General features: G+C 73.7%; 22 protein-coding genes. 11 read left to right on the top strand and 11 right to left on the bottom strand.

Annotated features, from left to right (window positions below):
• Positions 1-43 precede the first annotated feature (43 nt).
• A complete protein-coding gene (locus tag ACFYUV_RS17415; RefSeq protein ID WP_387669572.1) occupies positions 44-1,435 on the bottom strand; it encodes a tetratricopeptide repeat protein in 1,392 nt (463 codons plus the stop codon).
• 150 nt (positions 1,436-1,585) lie between these two features.
• Here ACFYUV_RS17415 and ACFYUV_RS17410 point away from each other — a divergent pair, with 150 nt between their 5' ends.
• Positions 1,586-2,815, top strand: a complete 1,230-nt coding sequence (locus tag ACFYUV_RS17410; protein WP_387669571.1) for a cytochrome P450 — start codon at positions 1,586-1,588, stop codon at positions 2,813-2,815.
• Here ACFYUV_RS17410 and ACFYUV_RS17405 read toward each other — a convergent pair.
• From ACFYUV_RS17405 to ACFYUV_RS17380, 6 genes are read right to left on the bottom strand one after another with little or no spacing between them, the layout of a single operon-like run.
• The gene (locus tag ACFYUV_RS17405) at positions 2,790-3,287 is read right to left on the bottom strand and encodes a MarR family winged helix-turn-helix transcriptional regulator (RefSeq protein ID WP_357976992.1); all 498 of its coding nucleotides are present in this window, start codon (positions 3,285-3,287) and stop codon (positions 2,790-2,792) included. The genes ACFYUV_RS17410 and ACFYUV_RS17405 overlap by 26 nt on opposite strands.
• Before the next feature lie 45 nt (positions 3,288-3,332).
• Positions 3,333-4,901: an amidohydrolase gene (locus ACFYUV_RS17400; protein ID WP_387669569.1), complete on the bottom strand. Its 1,569-nt coding sequence runs from the start codon at positions 4,899-4,901 to the stop codon at positions 3,333-3,335.
• A complete protein-coding gene (locus tag ACFYUV_RS17395) occupies positions 4,898-5,581 on the bottom strand; it encodes an ABC transporter ATP-binding protein (protein ID WP_387669568.1) in 684 nt (227 codons plus the stop codon). The genes ACFYUV_RS17400 and ACFYUV_RS17395 overlap by 4 nt, the downstream gene beginning before the upstream one ends.
• Positions 5,582-5,604: 23 nt before the next feature.
• Positions 5,605-7,371 (bottom strand): ATP-binding cassette domain-containing protein, encoded by a 1,767-nt coding sequence (locus ACFYUV_RS17390; RefSeq protein WP_387669567.1) that lies wholly within the window; start codon positions 7,369-7,371, stop codon positions 5,605-5,607.
• Positions 7,358-8,215: a branched-chain amino acid ABC transporter permease gene (locus tag ACFYUV_RS17385; protein ID WP_358286106.1), complete on the bottom strand. Its 858-nt coding sequence runs from the start codon at positions 8,213-8,215 to the stop codon at positions 7,358-7,360. Before ACFYUV_RS17385 ends, ACFYUV_RS17390 begins: the two co-directional genes overlap by 14 nt.
• Positions 8,215-9,408: an ABC transporter substrate-binding protein gene (locus ACFYUV_RS17380; RefSeq protein ID WP_387669564.1), complete on the bottom strand. Its 1,194-nt coding sequence runs from the start codon at positions 9,406-9,408 to the stop codon at positions 8,215-8,217. Before ACFYUV_RS17380 ends, ACFYUV_RS17385 begins: the two co-directional genes overlap by 1 nt.
• Before the next feature lie 96 nt (positions 9,409-9,504).
• Between ACFYUV_RS17380 and ACFYUV_RS17375 the strand changes: the two genes are divergently transcribed.
• Complete coding sequence (locus tag ACFYUV_RS17375) at positions 9,505-10,440, top strand: TIGR03619 family F420-dependent LLM class oxidoreductase (protein ID WP_387669563.1); 936 nt, start codon at positions 9,505-9,507, stop codon at positions 10,438-10,440.
• A gap of 41 nt (positions 10,441-10,481) precedes the next feature.
• Here ACFYUV_RS17375 and ACFYUV_RS17370 read toward each other — a convergent pair whose 3' ends face one another.
• Together ACFYUV_RS17370 and ACFYUV_RS17365 are read right to left on the bottom strand one after the other, a co-directional pair.
• Complete coding sequence (locus tag ACFYUV_RS17370) at positions 10,482-10,874, bottom strand: nuclear transport factor 2 family protein (protein WP_352330080.1); 393 nt, start codon at positions 10,872-10,874, stop codon at positions 10,482-10,484.
• A 12-nt stretch (positions 10,875-10,886) separates the two neighbouring features.
• Positions 10,887-11,657, bottom strand: a complete 771-nt coding sequence (locus tag ACFYUV_RS17365) for a MoaF C-terminal domain-containing protein (RefSeq protein WP_387669562.1) — start codon at positions 11,655-11,657, stop codon at positions 10,887-10,889.
• 66 nt (positions 11,658-11,723) lie between these two features.
• On the opposite strand from ACFYUV_RS17365, the gene ACFYUV_RS17360 reads away from it, so the two are divergent.
• Positions 11,724-12,512 (top strand): SDR family NAD(P)-dependent oxidoreductase, encoded by a 789-nt coding sequence (locus tag ACFYUV_RS17360; RefSeq protein ID WP_387669560.1) that lies wholly within the window; start codon positions 11,724-11,726, stop codon positions 12,510-12,512.
• A gap of 67 nt (positions 12,513-12,579) precedes the next feature.
• On the top strand, positions 12,580-13,419 hold the full coding sequence (locus ACFYUV_RS17355) for a DUF1206 domain-containing protein (protein WP_387651140.1): 840 nt from the start codon (positions 12,580-12,582) through the stop codon (positions 13,417-13,419).
• Between the two features lie 105 nt (positions 13,420-13,524).
• On the opposite strand, the gene ACFYUV_RS17350 is transcribed toward ACFYUV_RS17355, so the two are convergent.
• Both ACFYUV_RS17350 and hpaE read right to left on the bottom strand, forming a co-directional pair.
• Positions 13,525-14,619, bottom strand: a complete 1,095-nt coding sequence (locus tag ACFYUV_RS17350; protein WP_387669558.1) for a glycerophosphodiester phosphodiesterase — start codon at positions 14,617-14,619, stop codon at positions 13,525-13,527.
• Positions 14,620-14,693: 74 nt separating this feature from the next.
• Positions 14,694-16,160, bottom strand: a complete 1,467-nt coding sequence (hpaE, locus tag ACFYUV_RS17345; RefSeq protein WP_387669556.1) for a 5-carboxymethyl-2-hydroxymuconate semialdehyde dehydrogenase — start codon at positions 16,158-16,160, stop codon at positions 14,694-14,696.
• 277 nt (positions 16,161-16,437) lie between these two features.
• Between hpaE and ACFYUV_RS17340 the strand changes: the two genes are divergently transcribed.
• The 7 genes from ACFYUV_RS17340 to hpaD are packed head-to-tail and all read left to right on the top strand — an operon-like array spanning position 16,438 to position 24,719.
• Positions 16,438-17,697, top strand: coding sequence for an ABC transporter substrate-binding protein (locus tag ACFYUV_RS17340; protein ID WP_387669554.1), 1,260 nt, complete (start codon positions 16,438-16,440; stop codon positions 17,695-17,697).
• Positions 17,697-19,583 (top strand): ABC transporter permease, encoded by a 1,887-nt coding sequence (locus ACFYUV_RS17335; RefSeq protein ID WP_387669553.1) that lies wholly within the window; start codon positions 17,697-17,699, stop codon positions 19,581-19,583. Before ACFYUV_RS17340 ends, ACFYUV_RS17335 begins: the two co-directional genes overlap by 1 nt.
• Complete coding sequence (locus ACFYUV_RS17330) at positions 19,580-20,269, top strand: ABC transporter ATP-binding protein (RefSeq protein WP_387669551.1); 690 nt, start codon at positions 19,580-19,582, stop codon at positions 20,267-20,269. The genes ACFYUV_RS17335 and ACFYUV_RS17330 overlap by 4 nt, the downstream gene beginning before the upstream one ends.
• Positions 20,266-20,952: an ABC transporter ATP-binding protein gene (locus ACFYUV_RS17325; RefSeq protein WP_387669550.1), complete on the top strand. Its 687-nt coding sequence runs from the start codon at positions 20,266-20,268 to the stop codon at positions 20,950-20,952. The genes ACFYUV_RS17330 and ACFYUV_RS17325 overlap by 4 nt, the downstream gene beginning before the upstream one ends.
• Positions 20,939-22,426, top strand: a complete 1,488-nt coding sequence (locus tag ACFYUV_RS17320) for a GMC family oxidoreductase (protein WP_387669548.1) — start codon at positions 20,939-20,941, stop codon at positions 22,424-22,426. Before ACFYUV_RS17325 ends, ACFYUV_RS17320 begins: the two co-directional genes overlap by 14 nt.
• A complete protein-coding gene (locus ACFYUV_RS17315) occupies positions 22,423-23,859 on the top strand; it encodes an aldehyde dehydrogenase family protein (RefSeq protein WP_387669547.1) in 1,437 nt (478 codons plus the stop codon). The genes ACFYUV_RS17320 and ACFYUV_RS17315 overlap by 4 nt, the downstream gene beginning before the upstream one ends.
• A complete protein-coding gene (gene hpaD / locus ACFYUV_RS17310) occupies positions 23,859-24,719 on the top strand; it encodes a 3,4-dihydroxyphenylacetate 2,3-dioxygenase (protein ID WP_387669545.1) in 861 nt (286 codons plus the stop codon). Before ACFYUV_RS17315 ends, hpaD begins: the two co-directional genes overlap by 1 nt.
• The last annotated feature ends 176 nt before the right edge of the window (positions 24,720-24,895 follow it).

Raw genomic sequence — 24,895 nt, 5'->3', positions numbered from 1 at the left:
ACTTCCGGCCGCGCGTCCGCGGCGACCGACAAGGAGGGGTGGGTCAGGCGCCGGCGATCAGCGTCGCGGCCTTGCGGCGGGCGACGGCGGCGGCCGCGCGGTCGCCCAGCCCGTCGGCCACCGCCGCCTGCTTGAGCCAGTTGAACGGGCTGCACGGCCGCACGCCGATCCGCTCGCTCACCAGCGCCCGCGCCAGCTCGTGCCGCCCGCTCCGCAGCGCCGCCTCCAGCAGCGTCTTCTGCACGGCGTCCCGCTGGGCGTGGCTGCCGCCGAACTCGCCGACCCGGTGCCGGATCGGGTGCAGCAGGTCGACCACCGCCGCGAAGTCGCCCCGCCCGTACGCCACCAGGGCCCGGCACACCGGCAACCCCACCCGCACCGTCATCGCGACGTTGGTCACCCCCGGACGGCACTCCAGCGTGTACGCCTCCCGCGAGGCGATCAGCTTCTCCGCCTCCCCGATCCGCCCGGCCCCGACGTACGACATGACCGCGTGCACGTCGTTGAAGGCGTAGAACGGCTCGGCCACCAGCGGCGGCCACGCCTCGGCCAGGGCCTGCCAGCGTTCGTGCTGGTCGGAGCCCTCCAGCAGGAGCCGCCAGAGCAGCGCGGCGGCGTCCAGCAGCTCCATGGACGTGCGCCCGCCGGCCAGCGCCGCGTCGTGCACCTCCAGCGCCCGCCGCGTGTCGCCGCTCTCCAGGGCGTAGAGGGCGTAGTGCCACCAGGTGTGGACGTTGAAGAACGTGCCGGTGGACCAGTCGTCCAGGCGGGCGTCGAGGTAGCGCACGCCCTCGCCGAAGCGGCCCTGCATCTCGTAGGTGTGCACGACCGCGTGGATGCCCCACACGTCGCGCGGGTTGAGCTCGACGGCGCGCAGGCCGACCTGCTCCGAGCGGTCGTAGTGGCCGGCCTCCTCCAGGCCGAAGGCGTACATGCCGAGCAGGTGGCCGAAGTGCCGGTCGTCCTCGTGCCAGGCGGTGAGCGCGCCGCCGATCCGGTCGCGCAGCGAGCGGGCGTCGCCGGTGAAGAAGTCGAGCTGGTGCCCGGCGGCCAGGGCCAGCGCGTCGCGCGGGTGGGCGACGGCGATCTCGGCGAGCAGCGCGCCGCAGGTGGTCAGGTCGCCGTCGAGCAGCGCCTGGACGGCCGCCACGTGCGCGCGCTCGCGCGGCAGCAGCGACGACTCGTCGGCCCGGCGGCGGAAGGACGCGAACCGGGCGCGCGCGGCACGGGCGCCGGCCGCCTCGGTGGTCAGCAGGTCGAGGTAGGCGGCCAGCACGTTGCCCATCGGGAAGCCGGGGGAGTCGGCCAGCGCGGCGGCCGCCTCGGCGCCGACCTCGGCCCGGAAGTGCAGCAGCTCGTCGATCGCCCGGTCGTAGTGGCGCGCGGCGGCGGCGCTCGCGCCGGACATGGCCAGGCCGTGCTGGTCGGTGGTCACCCGGCCACTGTAACCGCGCGACCGTCGGTGGCTCAGGGCAACGGCACGCCGGCCTCGGAGGTCATTCGCATCCGTACGACCTCACAAGCACCCTTGTCGGGATAAGTCGCCCGACGTAATGTTTGTGGCCGAACAAGGTGAAGGAGAGCTATGCGTCTGGAAGACGTCGACCTCGCCGACCCCGGCCGGTTCACCGACGGAGTGACCCCCTGGCGCATGTTCGACGTGCTGCGCGAGCGGTCGCCCGTCCACTGGCAGGACGAGCACGGCCACGGCAGCGGCTTCTGGGCGGTCACCAGGCACGCCGACATCGTGGCCGTCGGCCGCGACCCCGAGACGTTCACCTCCGAGGGCTTCACCAACCTGGAGGAGGTGGACGAGCGGCAGGCCGCGATCCGGCGTTCCCTGCTGGAGACCGACGGCCCCCGCCACCACGCGCTGCGGCGGCTGCTGCTGCGCGACTTCTCGGCCAGGGCGGTGGCCGGCTACGAGGTGTTCCTGCGCGGCCTGACCGCCACGACCCTGGACGCCGCCCTGCCCAAGGGCGAGTTCGACTTCGTCAAGGAGGTCGCCGCCGACTTCCCGATCAACGTGCTGGCCCGCATGCTCGACGTGCCCGACACCCGGCGGCTCATCGACTGGGGCAACCAGATCATCGAGAACACCGACCCGGAGCGGCTGCGCGAGAGCGAGGAGTTCAAGGACCTGCCCTTCCGCAGCCCGGCCTCCCTGGAGGTCTTCGAGTACGGCCGCGAGCTGGCCGCCCGCCGCCGCGGCGGCCACGGCACCGACCTGGTCAGCAGGCTGGTCAACCAGGAGCCCGTGGACGGCCTGCCGCTGTCGGAGCGCGACTTCGACAACTACTTCCTGCTGCTGGTCGTGGCCGGGAACGAGACCACCAGGCACGCGATCTCGCACGCCATGCTCGCCCTCATGGAGCACCCCGCCCAGCTCGACCGGCTGCGCGCCGACCCGGCGCTGATGCCCCGGGCCGTGGACGAGTTCCTGCGCTGGGCCTCGCCCGTCTACCACTTCCGCCGCACCGCCACCCGCGACGTCACCCTGCACGGCCGCCGCGTCGCCGCCGGCGACAAGGTCGTCATGTGGTACGCCTCGGGCAACAGGGACGAACGCGTCTTCCCCGCCCCGTACCGGTTCGACGTCGCCAGGGACGCCGACGAGCACCTGACGTTCGGCAGGGGCGGCCCGCACTACTGCCTCGGCGGCGCGCTGGCCAGGCTGGAGATCCGGGTGCTGTTCGAGGAGCTGCTGCCGCGCCTGTCGTCGATCGAGCTCGCCGGCGAGGTGCGCAGGATCCGCTCGAACTTCGTCAACGGCATCAAGGAGCTGCCGGTCAGATGCTCTCCAGGTGCTCCATGACGCGCTTGAGCGAGCCGGCCAGCTCGCGCCGCTGATCGCTGTCGAGCTCCTTGACCACGAACGCCTCCTGCCGGTTGAACTCCGGGAACAGCTCGCGCATCAGCCGCTCGCCGGTCGCGGTGAGCGCCAGCATGACCCGGCGGCCGTCCGTGGGATGCGGGAAGCGGCGCAGGTGACGGTAGGACTCCAGGGTCTTGACCACGCCCGTGAGCGTGCCCTTGGAGATGCCCGCCTCGGCGGCGACGTGGCGGGTCTCGCTCTCGCCCCAGATCCACACCACCCACATCACCACGAACCCCGTCCAGGTCAGGCCGGTGTCGCGCAGGACGGTCTGCTCCAGGTGGTTGCGGATGGCCGAGGAGGCCCGGTAGACGTTCGACACCGCCCACATGGCCTCGAAGTCGATGTTGAGGTCGCCCAGCCGCTGGCCGATGGCCTCCTCGGTCTGGCGCAGCGTGTGGTGTCCCGTCATGGCACGAAAGTATATTCGGTACCTAACAATCTTCGCGTTCGCCGCTCAGGAACGGGACCAAACGACCCGGCCGCCGAACACCGTCAGGTCCACCGGCGCGGCCACGACGTCGTCGTCCGCCGTCGCCGCGCTGACGCACAGGTCGGCGACCTTGCCCGGGGTGAGCGTGCCCTTCCAGCCCTCGGCGAAGTCCTGCCGCGCCCCGGCGATCGTATAGGTGGCCAGGGCCTCGGCGAGCGAGATCCCCTCGCCGTCGCGGGCGACCAGCGCCGCTACGCCCGCCCGCCAGTCCGGCGCGGTCACCGGCGCGTCGGAGCTGCACGCGGTCAGCACGCCCGCGTCGATCGCCGACCGGGCCGGCCACTCCTGCTCGGCCGCCCGCGCGCCGAACAGCTCGCGCGTGGTGCCCGACTCCACGCGCTGCAGCACCGGCTGGAGGTTGATCCCGTAGCCCAGCTCGCCGAGCGTGGCCAGTGCCTGCTTCGAGGCGAACTGGCCGTGGATCACGTAGTGGCGGGGGTCGGCCCTCGGGTGCTCGCGGGAGATCGCGGCCAGCGCGTCCACGACGGCGTCCACGCCCCGGCTGCCCACCACGTGCACGCCCGCCTGCAGGCCGGCCACGTGCACCAGGCGCAGGATCTCGTCCAGCTCGGCGACCCGCTCGGCGTCCGTGCCGCCGTGCGTGCACAGCGAGCCGTGCCCGCCCGACGGGTACGCCTCCCGCATCCAGGCCGTCTCCGACGGCGGGATCCCGTCGGCGAACACCTTCACGCCCAGCAGCCGGACCAGCCGCTCGTCCACGCCGTCCAGGTCGTCCGGCAGGCGGTCGAGGTAGGCGGCGGTGTCGGCGACCGAGGCTCCCGACATCGGGCTCGGCAGGCCCAGCACGCTCACCCGCGCGGTCAGCTCGCCGGCCCGGGCCAGCTCCGCGTACGCGCCCAGCACCCCCGGCCCCATGCCGCCCGCGAACGCCTCCCCGCCGCCCGGCCCGAGGCCCGGCTCGGTGAAGCTGGTGATCCCGGCCCGGTTCAGCTCGGCCACCACCTCGCGCAGCACCCGCCTCAGCCCGCCGGGCGGCGGCGGCACCAGGCGCTGGACGAGGCCCTGGTCCCCGTGGTGCAGCAGGCCGTCGCCGTCGTCGGGCAGCCCGGCCAGCCGGAGCGCGGCGGAGTTCGCCCACGTCGTGTGGCCGGAGAAGTCCTGGAGGAGGACGGGATGGTGGGGGGCGACGTCGTCCAGGTCCGTCCTCGACGGCGACCGGCCCTCGGCCAGCCGGCCGGGGTTCCAGCCGATCCCGCGCACCCACTCGCCGGGCCCGGCCGCGCGTACCGCGGCGGCGACCCGCTCCCGCACCTCGGCGATCGACCCCACCGCGACGTCCACGCAGAACGGCGGGCGGGTCAGGCCGTAGCCGCAGGCGTGCAGGTGGGAGTCGTTGATCCCGGGCAGCAGGACGCGGCCCCGCAGGTCCACCACCTCGGCCGCGCTCCAGCCGGCGGCGTCGCCGACGTGCGCGATCACGCCGTCGCGCACCGCCACGCCGGTCGCGTACGGCCGCGCCGGGTCCATGGTGAGCACCCGCCCGTTGACCAGCAAGAGATCCGCGTTCGTCATGAATCATCTCCCAAATAGGCGCGCCTGAGCGCGGCATCCGACTCGCGCAGCGGCGCCGGGTCGCCGCCGTAGGTGATCGCGCCGTGGGCCAGCACGTACGCGCTGTCGGCCAGGGCCAGGGCCGCGTGCGCGAACTGCTCGACCAGCAGCACGGCGCAGCCCTCGTCGGCCAGCCGCCGGATCACCGGCAGCAGCCGGCGCACGACGCCCGGGGCCAGGCCGAGCGACATCTCGTCGAGCAGCAGCGCCGCCGGGCCGGTCCCGATGGCCCTGGCCAGCACCAGCATCTGCTGCTCGCCGCCGGACAGCAGCCCGGCCCGCACGTCGAGCCGCCGCTCCAGCTCGGGGAACAGCTCCACCGCGCGCCGGGGGTCGCCGGCCAGGGCCAGGTTCTCGCGCGTGGTGAGCGTGGCGAACACGGCCCGGCCCTGCTCCACGTGCGCCAGGCCGTGCCGGGCCCGGTGGGTGCGCGGCCGGCCGGTCAGCGTGGTCCCGCCGAGGACGATCTCGCCCCCGGCGGCGGGCAGCACGCCCGAGACCGCTTCGAGCAGCGTGGTCTTGCCCGCGCCGTTCGGGCCGAGCAGGACGGTGACCTGCCCGCGCGCGGCGGTCAGCGTCACGCCCCTGACCACCGGCTGGCCGCCCCTGGCCACGGTCACGTCCCGCAGCACGAGGTCCATGGGGACGCCTCCCGTCCGCCCGCTCACGCGGCGGGCTCCTGACCCAGGTAGGCCCGCAGGACGCCGGGCTCGGCGAACACCTCGGCGGGCGGGCCCTGGGCGATGACGCGGCCGAAGTCCAGCACGGTCACGCCCGTGCACGCCGCCCTGACCAGGTCCAGGTCGTGCTCGATGAGCAGGACGGCGGCGCCGTACCGGGCGGGGACCCGGCGCAGCCAGGCGCCCAGCCGTTCGCTCTCGGCGTGCCCGAGGCCGGCGGCGGGCTCGTCCAGCACCGCGACCGCGGGACGGGCCAGCAGCGTCCCGGCCACCTCCAGCAGCCGCCTGCTGCCCACGTCGAGCGCGGCGATCGGGTCGCCGGGCGCCGCCGCCACCAGCCCGGCCAGGCCCTCCGCCAGCTCGGCGTCGCTGAGGGCGCGGCGCGCGGCGAAGCGCAGGTACTCGCGCACCGACAGGCCCACCGGCACCCGGTCCTGCTGGAACGTGCGGCGCAACCCGGCCCTGGCGCGCCGGTGGACCGCCGTGCCGCCCCGGGCCCCGGCGACGGCCACGCCGCCGACCTCGACCAGGCCGCCCCCGGCGGGCACGAACCCGCTGATCGCGTCGACCAGGGACGACTTGCCCGCGCCGTTCGGGCCGACCAGCCCGTGCACCTCGCCGGCGAGCACGGTGAGGCCGACGCCGTCCACGGCCACGACCTGGCCGTACCGCACGCTGACGCCCTCGATCCGCAACGCCGGCGGCCGTCCGTCCGGGCCGGGCGCGGGGAGCTCGGGCGCCGCCGCCGCGGCAGGCACGTCCGGCCCGGCGCCGGACCCGCGCGAGCGGCGGGCACGGCGGGCACGGCGGGCACGGCGGGAGCGCAGGGCGGCGCGCAGGCCGTCGCTCATGCCCGAGCCCTGCGTCATCGCCTGCACCGCGCCCACCGCGAACACGACGTTCGCCCACTGCTGCGGCACGCCGAACCGCCGCAGCAGCTCGCTCACCAGCACGCCCAGTGCCCCGCCGACGAGCGCGCCCTCCGCGTGGTGGGCGCCCGCCATCACGGCCACCGCGTAGGCGACCAGCGACTGCCCCGGGTCGAAGTTGCGCGAGACCACCATGGCGAGCTGCCCGGCCAGCAGCGCCCCCGACACGCCCGCGATGAAGGCGCTCACCGCGAAGGCGCTCAGCTTGGCCCCCGGCACGCTGGTCCCGGCCGCCGCCGTGGCCCGTTCGGACTCCTTGAGCGCCCGCCACGACGCCCCGAGCCGGGTCCGCCGCACCACCGCCAGCGCCACCGCCACCAGGGCGAAGACGCCGCAGCAGAACAGGAAGAACTGGCGGTCGGAGGTCAGCCCCGCCGGACGGCTCACCACCACGCCCTGGCTGACGCCGGGGAAGGAGTTGGCGGCCATCACGACGTCCACGGTCGCGGCGAAGCCCAGCGTGACGATCGCCAGGTGCACGCCGCGCAGCCGCAGCGCCGGCAGGCCGATGAGCAGCCCGAACGGCACGGCGGCCAGGCCCGCGAGGGGCAGCCAGACGTACAGGCCGCCGGGGACGCCCCAGACGTTGAGCTGGGCGGTGGTCCAGGCGCCGATGGCGGCGAAGGCCATCTGGCACAGCGACACCATCCCGGCCTGCCCGGCCACCACGCCGAGGCTCTGCAGCAGCACCCCGGAGATGACCGCCGACATCGCCAGGAACACCCAGTACGCCGGCAGCCCGGCGGCCAGCCCGTAGGCCGCCGCCGCCATCAGGACGCCCGCGGCCGCCCACCGCGCCACCGGCCCGTCAGCGGGACGCATCCCACACCTCCCGCCGCCGGCTCCACACCAGGATCAGCAGGATGGCCGCGAACGGCACCACGTCCCGGTACTGCTGCACCACCGCCGACCCCGCGAGCACCCCTTCCAGCAGCCCGAGCGCCAGACCGCCGGCCAGCGCCCCGGCCAGCCGCCGCAGCCCGCCGAGCAGCGCCGCCGCGCAGGCGGGCACGATGAGCATGCTCAGCGACAGGATGTCGCTCGACCGCACGGGGGCCACCACCAGCAGCACCAGCGACGACAGCGCGCCGGCCAGGGCCCACACGGTCACGGTGAGCGCCCGGGTGCCGATGCCCAGCAGCTCCGTGGTCACCGGCCGCTCGGCCATGGCGCGCAGGCGCAGGCCCAGCGGCGTCCGGGTGAGCAGCAGCCAGGTGCCCGCGCCGATCACCACGGCCAGGGCGAGCAGCACGACCGCGCCCTGCGTCACCACCACCCCGGCCAGCGTGGCGACGCGGCCCGCGGCCGGGTTCGGCAGCACCCGCGGCTCGTCGCCGAAGGCGATGTAGGCCAGCGCGATGATCCCGATGAGCTGCGCGATCGACACCGCGGTACGGGTCTGCGGCCCGCTCTCGGCGAACCACCGCGTCATCACGAACCCGCACCCGGCCGACACCAGCGCCCCCGCCGCCACCCCGGCCAGGGCCGCCGCCCAGTACGGCCACCCCGTCCCGGCGAGTGCGGCCATCACGTACACCCCGGCCACGCCGGTCGCCGCGACGGCCAGGTTCACCGTCGCGGTCAGCCGGTACATGGCGGTGAGCAGGAGGCCGAGGGCGGCGAACGTGCCGCCCGCGGCCAGCCCCGAGACCAGGCCCTGGAGCATCAGCCGAGCGTCCCCGGGTAGCGCACCCACTCGCGGGTGACCACGTGCCACGCGCCGCCCCTGAGCTGGACGATCTTGCCGGCCCGGTTGGAGAAGTGCCTGGGAGCCTGCCCGAACTCGTACGGGGTGCCGGTCATCCGGGTCTGGACCGGCTTGAGCGCCTGGAACGCCGCCGTCACCGACGCCCGGGTGATCGGCCCCTTGATCGTCCTCAGCGTGTCCACGAAGTAGGTGGCCGCCAGGTAGCCGCCCTGGCCGAAGGAGGTCAGCGGCACGTTCTTGGAGGTCATGAGCGTGCGCCAGTCCTTCAGCGCGGGCGAGTCGGCCTCGGTGAACGGCTCGAACTCGGCGTTGGCGTACATGCCGTCGCCGTCGGAGCCCAGGGCCTTGGCGACGGCCTCGGTGTAGGGGGCGGTGGTCATCAGCCAGTCGATCCCGCTGACGCGCTGCTGCTTGACGACCTTCATCCAGGAGATCGCCATCGGCTCGGTGCCGTTGTACAGGACCGCCTGGCAGCCCTCCCGCCGGGCCCGCAGCACGAACGGCGTCGGGTCGGAGTCCGGCTTGACCGTGCGGTCGTCCAGGGTGAGCTTCTTGCCGGTGAGCGCGGTCCAGCTCTTCACGGCCCCGCCGTAGGCGTCGTTGGTGTTGCCGAGGATGGCCAGGAACATGCAGACCTTGTCCCGTTTGAGCACCTCGGAGGCGTAGTAGAGGTTGATCGCCATGTTGAGGTACGGGCCGGTGTTCACCGGGGAGATCGCCGGGGACTCGAAGCAGGTCGGGTCGACGCCGGTGCCCTGCACGGAGACGATCCGCGACTGCTGGTAGAAGGGGGCGTTCACGGCGCAGTCGAGCAGGCTGGCCGAGCCGACGAGCGCCACCACGCCCTGGTTGGTGACGACGTCCCGGGCGGCCTGGGCGGCGGCGGCCGGGTCGCCCTTGTCGTCGGCGCTGACGTACTCGATCTTGTGGCCGTTGACGCCGCCCTGCTCGTTGACCCGGTCGAAGACGGCCTTGGCGGCGGCCGAGGAGTCGGGGAAGGTGACCGCGCCGCTCAGTGAGCTGACGCCGCCGACCTTGATGACGTCGCCGGCGGCCCCGGACGAGGCGGCCGGCGGGTCGTCGGACAGGCCGCACCCGGCGGCCAGCAGCAGGGCGGCGAGCGGGACGGCGAGTGCCCTCATGGGGATCATGGGCGACCTCTCTGCGGATTTTGGAGGGATCGTAAGGTGCCAAACGATTGGGTTCAAGAGCTAGCTTGCTGAAGATCGTTCGGGTATGAATGCAAGATGAAGCAACCGCGCATGCAACTCGTGCTGTCCGAGAACTGGACGATGACCTCGGCCCGCGACCTGCCGGTGCTGGTCCGGTGGGCGCGTGAGGCCGAGGACGCCGGGTTCGACTCGGTCATGATCAGCGAACACCTCGTGCTCGGCCCCGACGCCGGCGCCCACGGCCGCATGGCCAACCCCCGCGAGTACGCGCTGCCCGGCAACCAGGACCCGTTCACGCCGTGGCCGTACTCGCTGGGCCTGCTGGCGGCCGTCGCCTCGGTCACCACCCGGCTGCGCCTGGCCGCCGCCGCGGTGCTCGCCCCGCTGCGCCACCCGCTGGCGCTGGCCCGCGAGCTCGGCACGCTCGACCTGCTGTCGCAGGGCCGGCTCGTCGTGCTGCCCACCGTGAGCTGGAGCCGCGACGAGTACGCCGCGCTCGGCGTGCCCTTCGAGCGGCGCGGGGAGCTCCTCGACGAGCACCTGGAGATCTGGGAGCTGCTCTGGCGGGACTCGCCGGTCACCTACCACGGCCGGCACTACCGGTTCGACGAGGTGTACTTCGAGCCGAAGGCGTACCGGGAGAGCGGGCCCGCGCTGTGGTTCGGCGGCGCGCGGATGAGCAGCCGGCTGCTGCGCCGGATGACCCGCTGGGGCAGCGGGTTCAACCCGCTCGGCTACCCGCCCGCCGAGGACATGAAGGCCCTGGCCGACGGCATGAAGGCGGCCGGTCGGGACATCGGCGAGCTGGAGCTGGCCGGCGGCACGCGGGCCGTCTTCCCCGACGCCGTCTCCTGCGCGCCGCTCGGCCCCGCCCTGGAGCACATCCCGGCCCGGATGGCCGAGGGGTACACCACGTTCTGCATCAAGCCGTCGCAGTTCATCGACGACCCGGACGGCGTGGGCGCGTTCTGCCGCGAGGTCATGCGCCGCGTGGGCGAGCTGACCGGCTGAGGACGTCGCGCGGCCGGCCCTCATCCGGCCGCGCGACGGGATCATGGGACGAGCGCCTCCCGGACCAGGGCCGTGTCGGTGAACTGCTCGAACCGGGTGGCCACGCCGTCCTCAAGGTGCCAGACGTGGGTGAAGCGCACCCTCATCGACTTGCCGGTGGCGCGGTAGGTGCCGCTGTAGTGGCCGATCACGACGACCACGTCGCCGCCGTCCACGAACTCCTCCGGCTCGGCCTGGTAGCCGTCCCATTCGCTGCCCAGCTTGGCGAACACCTCCGACAGCACCTGCTGCGGCCCCACGTACGTGCCCGCGTACGGGAAGCCGGCCATCTCCGTCCACCGGGCCTGCGGGCCCAGCAGGGACACGATGCCGTTCACGTCGCCGGCCGCCGAGGCCGCGTAGGAGGCGCGTACGGCGTCGAGATTGTCGCTCATCTGTGTTTCTCCTCAGACCGGTTCCTCACCGGCCGGATAGGTGACCTGACCCAGCGGCTCGATGTGCGCGCCGCCGGGGGAGTGGTGGATCTCGCCCTCGCCCGACAGGCCGAAGAAGGTGCCGACCGTGCGCAGGGCCGTCCAGTCGTAGAGCCAGGTGGCCGCGACCGGGATGCGGAACTCGCGGAAGGTGAACACGTACAGGCCGTCGGCGATCTTCCAGGCGGCGGCGAGATCGACGTCGCCGTGGCCGCGCTGCGCGCCGGCCAGGCACTGCCAGGCGTAGCGCTCGGAGCTGAGGTAGACGTGCTCGTAGAGGTGCTCGGGGCTGTAGCGGTACAGGGCCCGGCGGCCGATCAGCTCGCGGGTCGGCGCGGGCGGCTCGCCGGTGACCTCCCGGCCCTCGATCACGCCGGGCGTGAACGTCTGCGACACCCGCGGCTGCCCCGGGACCGGCTCGGGCGCGATGACCGAGACCACGCGCAGCGCCCGGCCCGTGCTGGTGTGCAGGACGGTGACCGTGTACTCGCGGGGCCGCTCGGCGTGCGCGCGGCCGACGTAGAACAGGTCCTCGCGCATGGCCACGGCCTCGTACGGCTCGGCGGGGCCGCCGTCGGCGTGCAGCTTGTACCGACCGGCGAAGGCCAGGGACGTCTTGCTGCCGTCGTCGAAGGTGAGGTCCACCTCGGTGCCCGCGAGCGCGTACGTGGCCGGAAGGCGGTTCGTGGCGATCCCGGGCGCGAAATCGTCCATGTTCTTCCAACCGGCAGGGCGATCGGTCATGGCCGCTCCTTCCTCCACGAATTCGTCTATGAAATCATATAGCTTCCCGTTGTAAAGGAGTAGGCGATGAGGCTCAAGGGAAAGGTCGCGCTGATCACCGGGGCGGGCACCGGCATCGGCGCGGCGACCGCCCGCAGGTTCGCCGCCGAGGGCGCCTCGGTCATGCTGACCGGCCGCCGTCCCGGGCCGCTGGCCGAGGTGGCCGCGGACCTCGGTGACGCGGCGGCCGTGGCCTGCGCGGACATGTCCGACACCGGCCAGGCGCGGGCGGCGGTCGAGGCGTGTCTGGGCCGCTTCGGCGGGCTCGACGTGGTGGTGGCCAACGCGGGCGGCCACGGGGGCGGGCCGGTCGGCGAGACCGACGACGAGTCCTGGCGGCTCAGCCTCGACGCCAACCTCAACACCTGCTTCGTGACCTGCCGGGAGGCGCTGCCGGCGCTGGTGCGGGCGAAGGGGGCGATCGTGGTCGTGTCGTCGATCGCGGGCCTGGCCGCCGGCCCTGCCGTATCCGGATATGTCACGACGAAACACGCGCTCATCGGCCTGACCCGCTCGATCGCCCGCGACTACGGACCCCAGGGCGTCCGGGCCAACTGCCTGTGCCCCGGCTGGGTGCGCACGCCGATGGCCGACGAGGAGATGGACGTGCTGGTCGGCCGGGACGGCATCACCCGCGACGCGGCGTACGAGCTGGTCACCAAGGACGTGCCGCTGCGCCGCCCGGCCACCGCCGACGAGATCGCCGCGATCTGCCTGTTCCTCGCCTCGCCGGACAGCGCCGTCATGACCGGCAGCGTGGTCGTGGCCGACGGCGGCGCCACCGCCGTCGACCTGCCCACCCTCGCGTTCGACTGATCGGCGACGCCTAGAACGCCGTTTTCCGGGCAAAGGGGAGTTCTTCCGCAAACCCCCAGGAGGAACGGTGAGCACCGCACAGAGCGCGGGCCGCGAAGCCATGGACGCGGGCCGCGAGGCCAAGAACGCGGCCCGCAGAGCAGCGGACAGCCCGGCGATGACCACGCTGGCCCGCATCGGGCTGGCCTGCCGCGGCGTGCTGTACGCGCTGATCGGAGTGCTGGCGTTGCAGATCGCCTTCGGCGACGGCTCGCGCCAGGCCGACAAGTCGGGAGCCATCACCACCATCGCCGGACTGCCCTTCGGCCAGGTGCTGCTGTGGATCATGACGGTCGGCTTCGCCGGGCTGGCGTTGTGGCAGGCGTCGGAGGCGCTGTTCAGTCACCGCAAGGCGAGTGACCGCGCGCAGTCGGCCTTCCGCACCGGCGTGTACGTCCTGATCTGCGTGACCCTGCTGAGCGTGCTGCTGGCAGGTCAGGCCAAGTCCGACGACAAGCAGTCGCAGAACCTGACGAGCAAGCTGCTCGACCTGCCCGGCGGCCAGGTCATCGTCGGCCTGATCGGGCTCGGCATCGTCGCCCTCGGCATCTACTGGATCCACGAGGGCGTCACCAAGAAGTTCGAGCGCGAGCTCGACCTCGGCCGCATGTCGCCCAAGGCCCGCAAGGTGATGGAACGGCTGGGCCAGGCCGGCTACATCGCCCGCGGCGTGATCACCGGCGGCGCCGGCGTCTTCGTCGGCTACGCGGCGGTCACCTTCGACCCCGACAAGGCGGGCGGCATCGACGCCACCCTGCGGCGCTTCGCCGACACGCCGGTGGGGCCGTGGCTGCTCGCGGTGGTGGCCCTCGGGCTGCTGCTGTTCGCGGGCTACTGCTTCGGCGAGTCCCGCTGGCGCCGTACCTGACGCCGTCCCGGCGGCGAACCGGCGGCGGGTCCCCGGCACGGGGGCCCGCCGCTTCGTGCGCGCACCCCGGTCAGGAGGGGCCCGCCGCTTCATGCGTGCGCCCGGTCAGGAGGGGCGTCCGGCGACCACCGCGCGGCCCATCGCCGGGTCGTCGCAGAACGCGCCGTCGATGCCCAGCTCGATGAGCCTGCTCAGCCAGCCGGCCACGTCGCCGGTGGCCCGCCCGTAGACCGGGCTGGCCGGGTTCCCCCTGCGGTGGTCGGCGGGCAGCTGGGAGTTCTCGTTGCGGATCGTCCACACGTGCACCTCCAGCCGCCTGCGGTGGGCGTCCTGGACCAGCGTGGTCGGGGGCAGCGTCGCGCCGGCGGCGTCCACCGGGACCACCCGGCGGGTGTCCACGCCGATCCCGGCGGCGTATCGGGCCACCTCGCGCAGCCCGTCGGGGGTCACCATGTCGTCGTAGGTGCCGGTGCTGCCGGCGGCGACCCAGTCGTAGGGCGCGCCGCCCGAGGTGATGAGCTGGATGAGCGGCAGCCGCGTCCGTCCGCGCAGCTCGCGCAGGTTCGCCGTCTCGAAGGACTGGATGTACGCCTTGCGCACGTGGTACCTGTTCAGCACCTCCAGCAGCGGCTCCTCCAGCGACAGGCCGATCGAGTCGAAGTACGTCGGGTGCTTGGTCTCGGGATAGACCCCGACGCCGTGCCGCTGCGCGAGCTGGACGACCTCCTCGAACGTGGGGATCTCGGCCAGCCCGTCGAAGGCGGTGTTGTCCGGCCGCAGGTCGGGCACGCGTTCCTTGGCCCGCAGCGTCTTCAGCTCGGCCAGCGTGAAGTCCTCGGTGAACCAGCCGGTGACCGGCCGGCCGTCCACGGCCTTGGTGGCGCGCCGATCGGCGAACTCGGGGTGGGCGGCCACGTCGGTCGTGCCGGAGATCTCGTTCTCGTGCCGGGCGACCAGCACGTGGTCCTTGGTGGAGACGAGGTCGGGCTCGATGTAGTCGGCGCCCATGGCGATGGCCGCCTCGTAGGACAGCAGCGTGTGCTCGGGCCGGTGGGCGCTCGCGCCCCGGTGACCGATCACGACGGGGGCCTGGCCGCGGCGCTCGGCCGTGGCGGATGGCGTCTGGGTCAGCACGACAGCGACCGTACCGCCGGCCAGGACGGCGGCCAGCACGCTCGCGAACAACCTGCGCATCGTCATGCGGGCACGGTAGACCGCCGAGGTGGCCCGGACGTTACGCCCGGGCGCACAGTGCAGGACGTGGCGGGACGGGTTCAGCCGAGGCCGAAGCGGGGGATCGGCAGGTCTTCGGTGGCGACGTGCACGATGTGCGCCTCGGTGTAGACGTCGATGCTGTACCGGCCGCCCTCCCTGCCCAGGCCGCTGGCCTTCACGCCGCCGAAGGGCGTGCGCAGGTCGCGGATGTTCTGGGAGTTGATCCAGAGCATGCCGGCCTCGACGGACTGGGCCAGGCGGTGGGCGCGGCGCAGGTCGCTGGTCCACACGTAGGCGGCCAGGCCGTACCGGGTGGCGTTGGCCAGCTCCAGGGCCTCCTTCTCGGTGGCGAAGGGGGTGACGCAGACGACCGGGCCGAAGATCTCCTCCTGGAAGATGCGCATCGCGGGCGTCACGTCGGCGAAGACCGTGGCGGCCAGGAAGTTGCCCTCGGGCAGGCCGTCCGGGCGGCCGCCGCCGGCCACCAGGCGGGCTCCCTCCTCGACGCCGGCTCGTACGTAGGACATCACCCGCTCGTAGTGCTCGGGGTGGATGAGCGCGCCCAGCTCGGTCGCCAGGTCGTGCGGCGGGCCGACGCGCACCCGTGCGGCGCGCTCGGCGAGCCGGGCCACGAACTCCTCGTAGACGGTGTCCTGGACGAGCACCCGCGAACTGGCCGTGCAGCGCTCGCCGTTGAGCGAGAAGACGCCGAAGACGGCCGCGTCGAGCGCCCGTTCCAGGTCGGCGTCGTCGAAGACGAGCAGCGGGGACTTGCCGCCCAGCTCCATCGACAACGTCTTGAGGCCGGTGGCGGCGTCGCGCATGATCGTCTGGCCGGTGGTGGTCTCGCCGGTGAAGGAGATCACCGGCACGTCGGGGTGGGCCACCAGCGCCGCCCCGGCCCGCTCGCCGATGCCGTGGACGAGGTTGAACACGCCCTCGGGCAGCCCGGCCTCCTCCATGATCTCCGGCAGCAGGCTGGCCGAGAGCGGCGACCACTCGGCCGGCTTGAGCACCACCGGGCAGCCGGCCGCCAGCGCCGGGGCCAGCTTCCAGGTCTCCAGCATGAACGGCGTGTTCCACGGCGTGATCAGCCCGGCCACGCCGACCGGCTTGCGCACGACGTAGTTGAGCTGGGCCGAGCCGACGCGGTAGACGTCCTCGCCCAGGCTGCTGATGACGTCGGCGAAGAAGCGGAAGTTGTGCGCCGCCCGCCGGGCCTGGCCCCTGGCCTGGGTGATGGGCAGGCCGGTGTCGCCGCACTCCAGCTCGGCGATGCGCTCGTCGCGCGCCTCGATGGCCGCCGCGATGCCGCGCAGCACCGCCGCCCGCTCCTCGCCCGGCATCCGCGGCCACGGCCCGTCGGTGAACGCCGTGAGCGCGGCGCGCACGGCGAGGTCGACGTCCTCGGCGTCCCCGGAGGCGACGGTCAGCGCGGGGCGGTTGGTCGCGGGTTCCAGCGAGGTGAACGTCTGGCCGGACACGCTGGGCACGTGGGCCCCGCCGATGTAGTGCTCCAGGTTCAACGGGCGATCTCCTTGCACTGGGACGGCGGCCCCCCGGCCACGGGTGCGATCGATCCCCTGTCGGACGTGCGGCCGGACCGCCCTCTCATGGCACTCCTCCTCCGCCCCGTCACGATGATTGCCCAGGTGGAAGGCCCAGCGGAAGGCCCCTCGCAACCCCGTCAAATCGTATAGGACATCGTCGATGATACATGGGGAACCTATGGACAGAAATATCTGATGTCGTACATGATTTGTCCATCGGGGCTGGACGCACGGCGCTTCGAGGAGGATGCGTATGCGATGTCCACGACGCCTGGTGTGGTGGGCCGCGATCGCCCTGGTGGTCTCCGCCTGCGGGACGGGCCAGGACGGCGGCGCCGCCAGAACGGCCTGCGGCACGGGGAAGCCCGCCACCGGGACCCCGATCACCGTCGGCGCGATCGTCACCGCGAGCGGCGGCATCGACTTCAGCTCGGCCACCAAGGCGGCCAAGGCGTACTTCGACTGCGTCAACGCCGGCGGCGGCATCGGCGGCCGTCCGGTCGAGTACCTGGTCGAGGACGACGGCCTCAACCCGCAGAAGGCCTCGGCCCTGGCCACCAAGCTGGCCGGCAACCGCGACCTGGTCGCCCTGGTCGGCGGCTCCAGCTTCGTCGCCTGCGGCGTCTCCGGCCCGATCTGGGAGCAGAACGGGCTGTTCGACGTGCTCGCGGTCGGCGTGCCGCGGGCGTGCTTCGAGTCGCCGCGCATCGCCCCGGTCAACGCCGGCCCCAGGGTCAGCGCCGTGGCCGCCGCCCAGTACGCCGTCGAGGTCAAGGGCGCCAGACGGGTCGCCCAGATCAGCAACCGGGTGCCCGGCGTCGGCGACTGGACCCAGGACGGCGTGCGCGCCTACCTCAGGACCAAGGGCCTGACCTCGGCCGGCGACGTGCTGCACGACCCCGGCGTCAAGGACGCCACCGCCGTGCTCCTCGAAGCCATGCGGGGCCGTCCGGACGCGATCATCCTCCAGGACCCCGCCCCCGACGACGCCGCCATCCTCAAGGCCGCCCAGGCGCAGGGCCTCAAGGACAAGGTCACCTTCGTCTGCCTGACGCCCTGCTACGACACCACCTTCCCCGGCCAGGTCGGCGGCTACTGGGAGGGCTTCGTGTCCAACTCCGAGTTCACCATGCTCGACGCCGGCACCCCCGACAACAAGCTCTGGCGCCGCGTCATGGACGAGTACGCCGACGACAAGGCCCCCCGCGACTCCTTCTCCCAGGGCGGCTTCCTGGCCGCCAAGATCTTCGTCGACACCCTGACCAGGACCGGCGGGACGATCGACCGCGCCTCGGTGAGCCGGGCCCTGTCGCAGGTCAAGGGCTTCCGCAGCGACCTGCTCTGCGCCCCCTGGTACTTCGGCCGGGCCGCCCGCCACAACGCCAACCACGACACCCGCTACGTCACGATGAAGGGCGGCGGCTGGTCGAGGATCAAGGACTGCACGCCGACCCAGGACCCCGACCTCGCGCCGCTGCTGCGGGAGGAGAAGCAGTTGGGGCTGACCGGCTGATGCTGCCGTTCGTCATCAGCGGGCTCGCCCTCGGCGCCGTCTACGCGCTGTCGGGCGTGGGCATCGTCGTGCTCTACCGCGCCACGGGCGTGCTCAACCTGGCCTACGGCGCGCTCGGCGCGATCGGCGCGCTGCTGTCCTGGCAGCTCCTGCAGGACGGCTGGCCGGTCGCGCCCGCGCTGGCGGCCGCGCCGCTGCTGTCGGCGCTGCTGTCCGGCCTGTACGGCGGCCTGGTCGGCCCGCTCGTCGCCGCCCGCGACCCGCTGGTCAAGGCGGTGTGCACGCTCGGTCTCGCGCTCGTGCTGCTCGGCCTGTGCTACTGGACGTGGAGCGACGACCCGCGCACGCTCACCCTGCCGACCGACACGGCCGGGTTCGACGTGGGCGGCGCGCGGGTCACGCTCACCCAGGCGCTCGCGCTGGCCCTGGCCGTGGCGCTGACCGCCGGGACCGCCGTGCTGCTGCGCCGGACCGGCTTCGGCACCGCCATGCGCGCGCTGGCCGACGACCGCGAGATCAGCGCGCTGCTCGGCGTGCCCATCCGGCGGGTCGAGACCGTCACCTGGGCCGCGGGCGGCGCGGTGGCCGGGCTGACCGGGCTGGTGCTCGGCTCGCTGACCCGGCTGGAGGCCGGCACCCTGACCTTCCTGGTGATCGCCTCGCTGGCGGCGGGCGTGGTCGGCCGCTTCGGCTCGCTGCCGGTCACGCTGGCGGCCGGGCTGGCGATCGGGCTGGCCGAGGCTCTGGGCGGGGCGTGGGAGCAGACCGCGCCGTACCGGTCGGTCGCGCCGTTCGCGGTGGCCGTCGCGGCGATCCTGTGGCTGCAGCGCACAGGGGCGCGGGCCAGGCGCGGCGGCACCGTCGAGGTGCGCCCGGCCGAGCCCGCGCCGCCGGCGCGGACCCGGCCGCTGCCGCCCGGCGACGCCCGCTCGGTGCTGCGCGTGGTGCTCGGGCTGGCCGCCGGGGCCGCGGCGCTGGCGGTGCTCGTGCCCCTGGCCGTGGACGGCTACTGGGTGCGGGTGCTCACCTCCGCGGTCATCTTCGTCATCCCCGCCGCGGGCATCGCCCTGCTGTACGCCCGGCTCGGGCTGGTCTCGCTCGGCCAGGTGGCGCTGCTCGGCGTCGGCGGCTGGGTGGCGCTGCGGCTGGCGTTCGCCACCGGATGGCCGTTCCCGCTGGTCGTGCTGGCGGCCGGGGCGATCACCTGCCTGGTCGGCATCGTGTACGGGCTGCCCGCGCTGCGCCTGTCCGGCGTGGACCTGGCCCTGGTCACGCTCATGGCCGGCGGGGCGTTCCAGGTGGCGTTCTCGGCGACCGGGTTCCCCGACGGCGGGCCCGGGTTCCTCGGCCGGGTGGCGGGCAGCGGGACGCAGCAGGCCATGCCGCGGCCCTCGATGGCCTCCTCCGACGCCGGGTTCTTCCGGTTCGCCGTCCTGTGCGCGGTGCTCGCGCTCGTCCTGGTCGTGCTGCACCAGCGCGGGCGGCCGGGCCGGGCGTGGGCGGCGATCAGGGGCGGCGAGGCCGGCGCGCTGGCCGTCGGCGTGGCCCTGACCAGGTACAAGGTGTGGGCGTTCGCGCTGGCGGCGTTCGTCACCGGGACCGCCGGGGCGTTGCTGGCGGCCAACACCGGGCGGCTGGACCCGATCTCGTTCCGGGCCTCGGACTCGGTGCTGCTGTTCGCCGTCGTCCTGGTCGGCGGCGCGTACGGGCTGACCGGCGTGGTGCTGTCCGGCGTGGTCGGCCAGGTCGTGCCCGCCGCCCTCGACGCCGCCGGGCTCGACGGCAACCTCATGCTCGTCGTCTTCGGCGCCGGCACCGTGCACGCCCTGGTCACCGCGCCGCGCGGCATCGGCGGGCAGCTAGAGGACCTGCGGCGGCCCGCATGAGGCTGGAGATCGAGGACCTGCGGGTGCGCTTCGGCGGCGTGCGCCCGCTGGACGGCGTCACCCTGACCTTCGACTCCGGCCTGTGCGGGCTCATCGGGCCCAACGGCGCGGGCAAGACCACCCTGTTCGACGTGCTGTCCGGCTTCGTCCGGCCGGTCTCCGGGCGGGTCACGGCCGGCGGCGCCGACCTGCTGGCGCTCGCGCCGCACCGGCGGGCCAGGTGGGGGCTGCGCCGCACGTTCCAGCAGGAGCAGGTGGTCGCCGAGCTGAGCGTCGCCGGCAACCTGCGCCTGGCCGCCGACCACCTGGGCGGCCCGGACGACGGCCTGCTCGCGTTCTGCGGCCTGAACGACCCCGGACGCCCGGCGGGCGAGCTGACGCTGCCGGAACGGCGGCGGCTCGAACTGGCCCGCGCCCTGGTCGGCACGCCCAGGATCGTGCTGCTCGACGAGCCGGCCGCCGGGCTGTCGGAGGCGGAGTCGCGCTCGCTGGCCGAGGTGGTGACGGCCGTGCCGGACCGGTTCGGGGCGCTCGTCGTGCTCATCGAGCACGACGTGGCCCTGGTCGGCGAGGTCTGCGCCACCACGGCCGTGCTGGACTTCGGCCGGCTGGTCGCCGCCGGCCCGACCGCGGCGGTGCTGGCCGACGAGCGGGTGCGCGCCGCCTACCTGGGGGAGGCGCCGTGAGCCTGGAGGTGCGCGACCTGCGCGTGCGCAGAGGCGGGCGCGAGGTGCTGCACGACGTGACGCTCGACGTGCCGCCCGGCCGGATCACCGCGCTGCTCGGCGCGAACGGCGCGGGCAAGAGCACGCTCGTGCTCGCCGTGGCCGGGCTGCTGCCGGTCGAGGCGGGCGCGGTCACCGCCGACCGCGACGAGCTGACCGGGCTGCGCCCCGAACGCGTCCGGGCGCTGGGCGTGGCCGCCGTGCCCGAGGGCCACCGGGTGCTGCGCTCGCTGAGCGTGGCCGACAACCTGCGCGTGGCCGGGCCCGACCCGGGACCGGCCCTTGCCGCCTTCCCCGAGCTGGCCGGGCTGCGCGACCGGCGGGCCGGCACGCTGTCCGGCGGCCAGCAGCAGATGCTCGCCCTGGCCCAGGCAGTCACCGGCGGGCCGCGCTATCTGCTGGTGGACGAGCTGTCCTTCGGCCTGGCCCCCGCCGTGGTGTCCAGGCTCGTCCCCGCCCTGGCCGCGCTCGCGGAGGCCGGGGCCGGGGTGCTGCTCATCGAGCAGTACACCCGGCTCGCCCTGGAGCTGGCCACCCGCGTGCACGTGCTGGACCGGGGCCGGGTCGTGCTGCGCGGCACGCCGGACGAGCTGCGCGGCCGGCTGCGGTCGGCCTATCTGGGAGCGGGCGATGGAGACCTTTGACGTCGTCGTGGTCGGCGCGGGCTCGGCGGGCGCCGCGGTGGCCCGCCGGCTGGCCGACGACGAGGCGCTGCGCGTGCTGCTGCTGGAGGCGGGCGGCCCCGACGTCAACCCCGACATCCACGACCCCGGCGGGGTGTTCCGGCTGTGGGGCGGCCCCGAGGACTACGACTACCGGGTGGCGCCGCAGCGGCGGCTGGGCGGGCGGCGTCCGCACTGGCCGCGCGGGAAGGTGCTGGGCGGCTCGTCCTCGCTCAACGGCATGATCTTCGTCAGGGGCGCGCCGGCCGACTACGACGCCTGGGGGCCCGGCTGGTCGTACCCCGAGGTGTTGCCGTACTTCAAGCGGCTGGAGGACTTCGACCGCGGGCCCGGCGACCACCACGGCGCCGGCGGGCCGGTACGGGTGATCGCCGACTACGCGCCGCACCAGGTCAACGCGGCGATCGTGGCGGCCGCCGTGGAGCAGGGCCTGCCGTTCAACCCCGACTGCAACGGCGAGCGTCCCGACGGCGCCGGGTTCTGCCAGCTCACGATCCGGCACGGCCGCCGGCACAGCACGGCCGACGCCTACCTGCGCCCGCGCTGCGACCGGCCGGTCCTGGAGATCCGCACCGGGGCCCGCGCCCGCCGGCTGCTCCTGCGCGGGCGGCGGTGCGTGGGCGTGGAGTACCGCCAGAACGGCCGCCTGCACCAGGTCGGGGCCGCCGCCCAGGTCGTGGTCAGCGCCGGGACCGTCGAGTCGCCGCGCCTGCTCCTGCTGAGCGGCCTCGGCGACGCGGCCGAGCTGCGCCGGCACGGCGTCAAGGCGGTGGAGGACCTGCCCGGCGTCGGGCGCAACCTGCACGACCACGCGCTCGTCCCGGTGATCGTGGCCGCCCGCCGGCCCGTGCCGCCCGCGATGCCCGGCCTGCAGCCGATGCACAGCCAGCTCTTCTGGCGCAGCCGCCCCGGCCTGCCCGGCCCCGACGTGCAGCCGCTGTTCTTCCACATCCCCCTGTACGACGAGGGCATGACCGGCCCGCCGGACGCCTTCACCCTCATGGCCGGGATCGTCCGTCCGGAGAGCAGGGGCCACCTGGCGCTGACCTCGGCCGACCCCGACGCCCCGCTGCACATCGACCCCGCCTACCTGGAGGCGGCCGCCGACCGCGCGTGCATGCGCGCGGCCGTCGAGCTGTGCCGGGAGCTGGCCCACGCCGCCGCCCTGCGGGAATGGGCGGGCGCGGAGCTCTACCCCGGCGACCGTGAACTGTCCGAGCACATAGAGAGGACCTTGGTGACCTACCACCATCAGGTCGGGACCTGCGCCATGGGAACCGTCGTGGACCAGCGGCTCAGAGTCCACGGCATCGACGGGCTGCGCGTCGCCGACGCCTCGGTGATGCCCGCCGTCACGTCAGGGAACACGAACGCGCCCGCCATCATGATCGGCGAGCGGTGCGCGGACATGGTGCGAGAGGAGATCGGCTCATGACCGGCCTGTACATCGGCGGCGCCTGGGGCCCGGCCGCGGACGGCGCGACGTTCGCCACGCTGGACCCGGCCGAGGCCACCGTCATCACCGAGTGCGCCGAGGCGGGCCCCGCCGACGTGGACCGCGCGGTGGCGGCGGCCAGGGCCGCGCTGGACGACCCGGCCTGGGCCGAGCTGCCCGCCGCCGCCCGCGCGAGGCTGCTGTGGAAGGTGGCCGACCTGGTGGAGGAGCACGCCGACGAGCTGGCCGAGCTGGAGACCAGGGACAACGGCCAGCCGTTGGCGGTGGCGCGGAACGTGACCGTCCCCGGCACCGCCGAACATTTCCGATATTTCGCAGGATGGTGTACGAAAATCGAGGGCTCGGTGTTGCCCGTCTCGTACCCCGACACCCTGCACTACACCCGGCGCGAGCCGGTCGGCGTGTGCGCGCTCATCACCCCGTGGAACTTCCCGCTGATGATCGCCGCCTGGAAGCTCGCCCCCGCCCTGGCCTGCGGGAACACGGTGATCGTCAAGCCCGCCGAGCAGACCCCGCTGACCACGGTCCGGCTGGTGGAGCTGATGGCGCTGGCCGGTTTCCCGCCCGGCGTGGTGAACCTGCTGACCGGCGGCCCGGAGACCGGCGCGGCGCTGGCCGGGCACGCGGGCGTGGACAAGATCTCCTTCACCGGCTCGACGTCGGTCGGCCGCTCGCTCGTGCACGCCAGCGCGGACAACCTCAAGCGCCTGACGCTGGAGCTCGGCGGCAAGACCCCGAGCATCATCGCGGCCGACGCCGACATCGACGCCGCGGTGGCGGGCAACGTCCAGGGCGCGCTGTTCAACAGCGGCCAGGTCTGCGCCGCGTACTCGCGCTTCTACGTCGACCGCAAGCGCGTCGACGAGTTCACCTCGAAGATGGCCGCCGCGGCCGACGCGCTCAAGGTCGGACCGGGCCTCGACCCGGCCACCGACCTCGGCCCGCTGATCAGCGAGGACCACCTGATGGCCGTGGACGCCCACGTCCGCAGCGCGCTGTACGATGGCGCGCAACTCGTCACCGGCGGCAGGCGCGCCGAGGGCCCCGGCTTCTTCTACCGCCCGACCGTGTTCGCCGAGGTGACCGACGCCATGGCCGTGGCCCGCGAGGAGGTGTTCGGGCCCGTCATCCCGGTGCTGGCCTACGACGACCCCGACGAGATCGCCGGCCGCGCCAACGGACTGGAGTACGGCCTGGCCGCCTCCATCTGGACCAACGACCTGTCGACCGCCCACCGCCTGGCCGCCCGGATCCGGGCGGGAGCCGTGTTCATCAACATGATCCATGTGCCCGACGCCGCCACCACGTGGGGGGGCTACAAGGCCAGCGGGTGGGGGAGGGAGATGGGCCCGTACGCCATCGACGCCTACACCGAGGTCAAGGGCGTCTGGACGCACCTGGGGAGGGTGTGATGGGAGAGCTCGTCCTGGCAGCCAAGATCACGCATGTGCCGTCGATCTGGCTGTCGATCCAGCCGGGCAGGCACTTCGGCATCCGCCGGCCCGCCGAGCTGGCTCTCACCGAGGTCGGCAGGCGGGCGCGGGAGCTGGGGGTGGACACGTACCTGATCGCCGACACCCACTGGATGAACAGCATCGGCTTCCACCTCAACGGCAAGGAGCGCCACCGCGACTCCTACGCCAGCCACGAGCTGCCGCACTTCATCCACGACCTGGACTACGACTACCCGGGCGACCCCGAGCTGGCCGAGCTGATCCGCGCCGAGATCGCCGCCGGCGGGCAGAAGGCGCTCGTGCACACCTACCGCGACCTGGGCCTGGAGTACGCGACGCTGGTCCCGATGCACTTCATGAACGAGGACTCCGCCGTGCGGGTGTTGCCGATCGGCTGCAACATCTACTCCTCGATCGACGAGAACCGGCGCATCGGCGAGGCGCTGCTGCGCGGCATCCGGCAGAGCGACCGCCGGGTCGCCTTCCTGGCCAGCGGCTCGCTCTCGCACGCCTTCCCCTCCAACGAGACCGCCGAGTCGCTGCTCAACGAGGTCAGCAGCCCGCTCAACCGGAAGATCGACATGGCCGTGCTGGACATGTGGGCCGAAGGGCGCATCGGCGAGTTCCTGGACATGTTGCCCGACTACAACGTGCGCTGCGCGGGGGAGGGCGCGATGGCGGACACGGCGATGTTGTTCGGGCTGCTGGGGTGGCGGTCGTACAAGGGGCGGGGGGAGCAGTTGTGCCCGTACTTCGGCTCGACCGGAACCGGGCAGGTGGTCGTGGACTTCCCCGTGCCCGCGTACGATAAGATCTGAAATCATATGTGAAATAGGACAGACGGAGGTTCTGGATGGCGGGGCTGATCTCCCGGTGGCCCGGCTCCCGCTCCTCCGGCGCCCCGTGCGGACGGGCCGTCCGCACGGGGGACCGGGCGCCGCTCGTGCTCGTGGTCGGGCAAGATGAGGGGATGACAGCGGGCGTCCAGCGTATC

Origin of the sequence: Nonomuraea sp. NPDC003560 (assembly GCF_042878785.1) — a bacterium.
Lineage (GTDB): Bacteria > Actinomycetota > Actinomycetes > Streptosporangiales > Streptosporangiaceae > Nonomuraea.
Note: the sequence above shows the minus strand (reverse complement) of the source record. Positions and strands in the feature narration are given on the sequence as shown.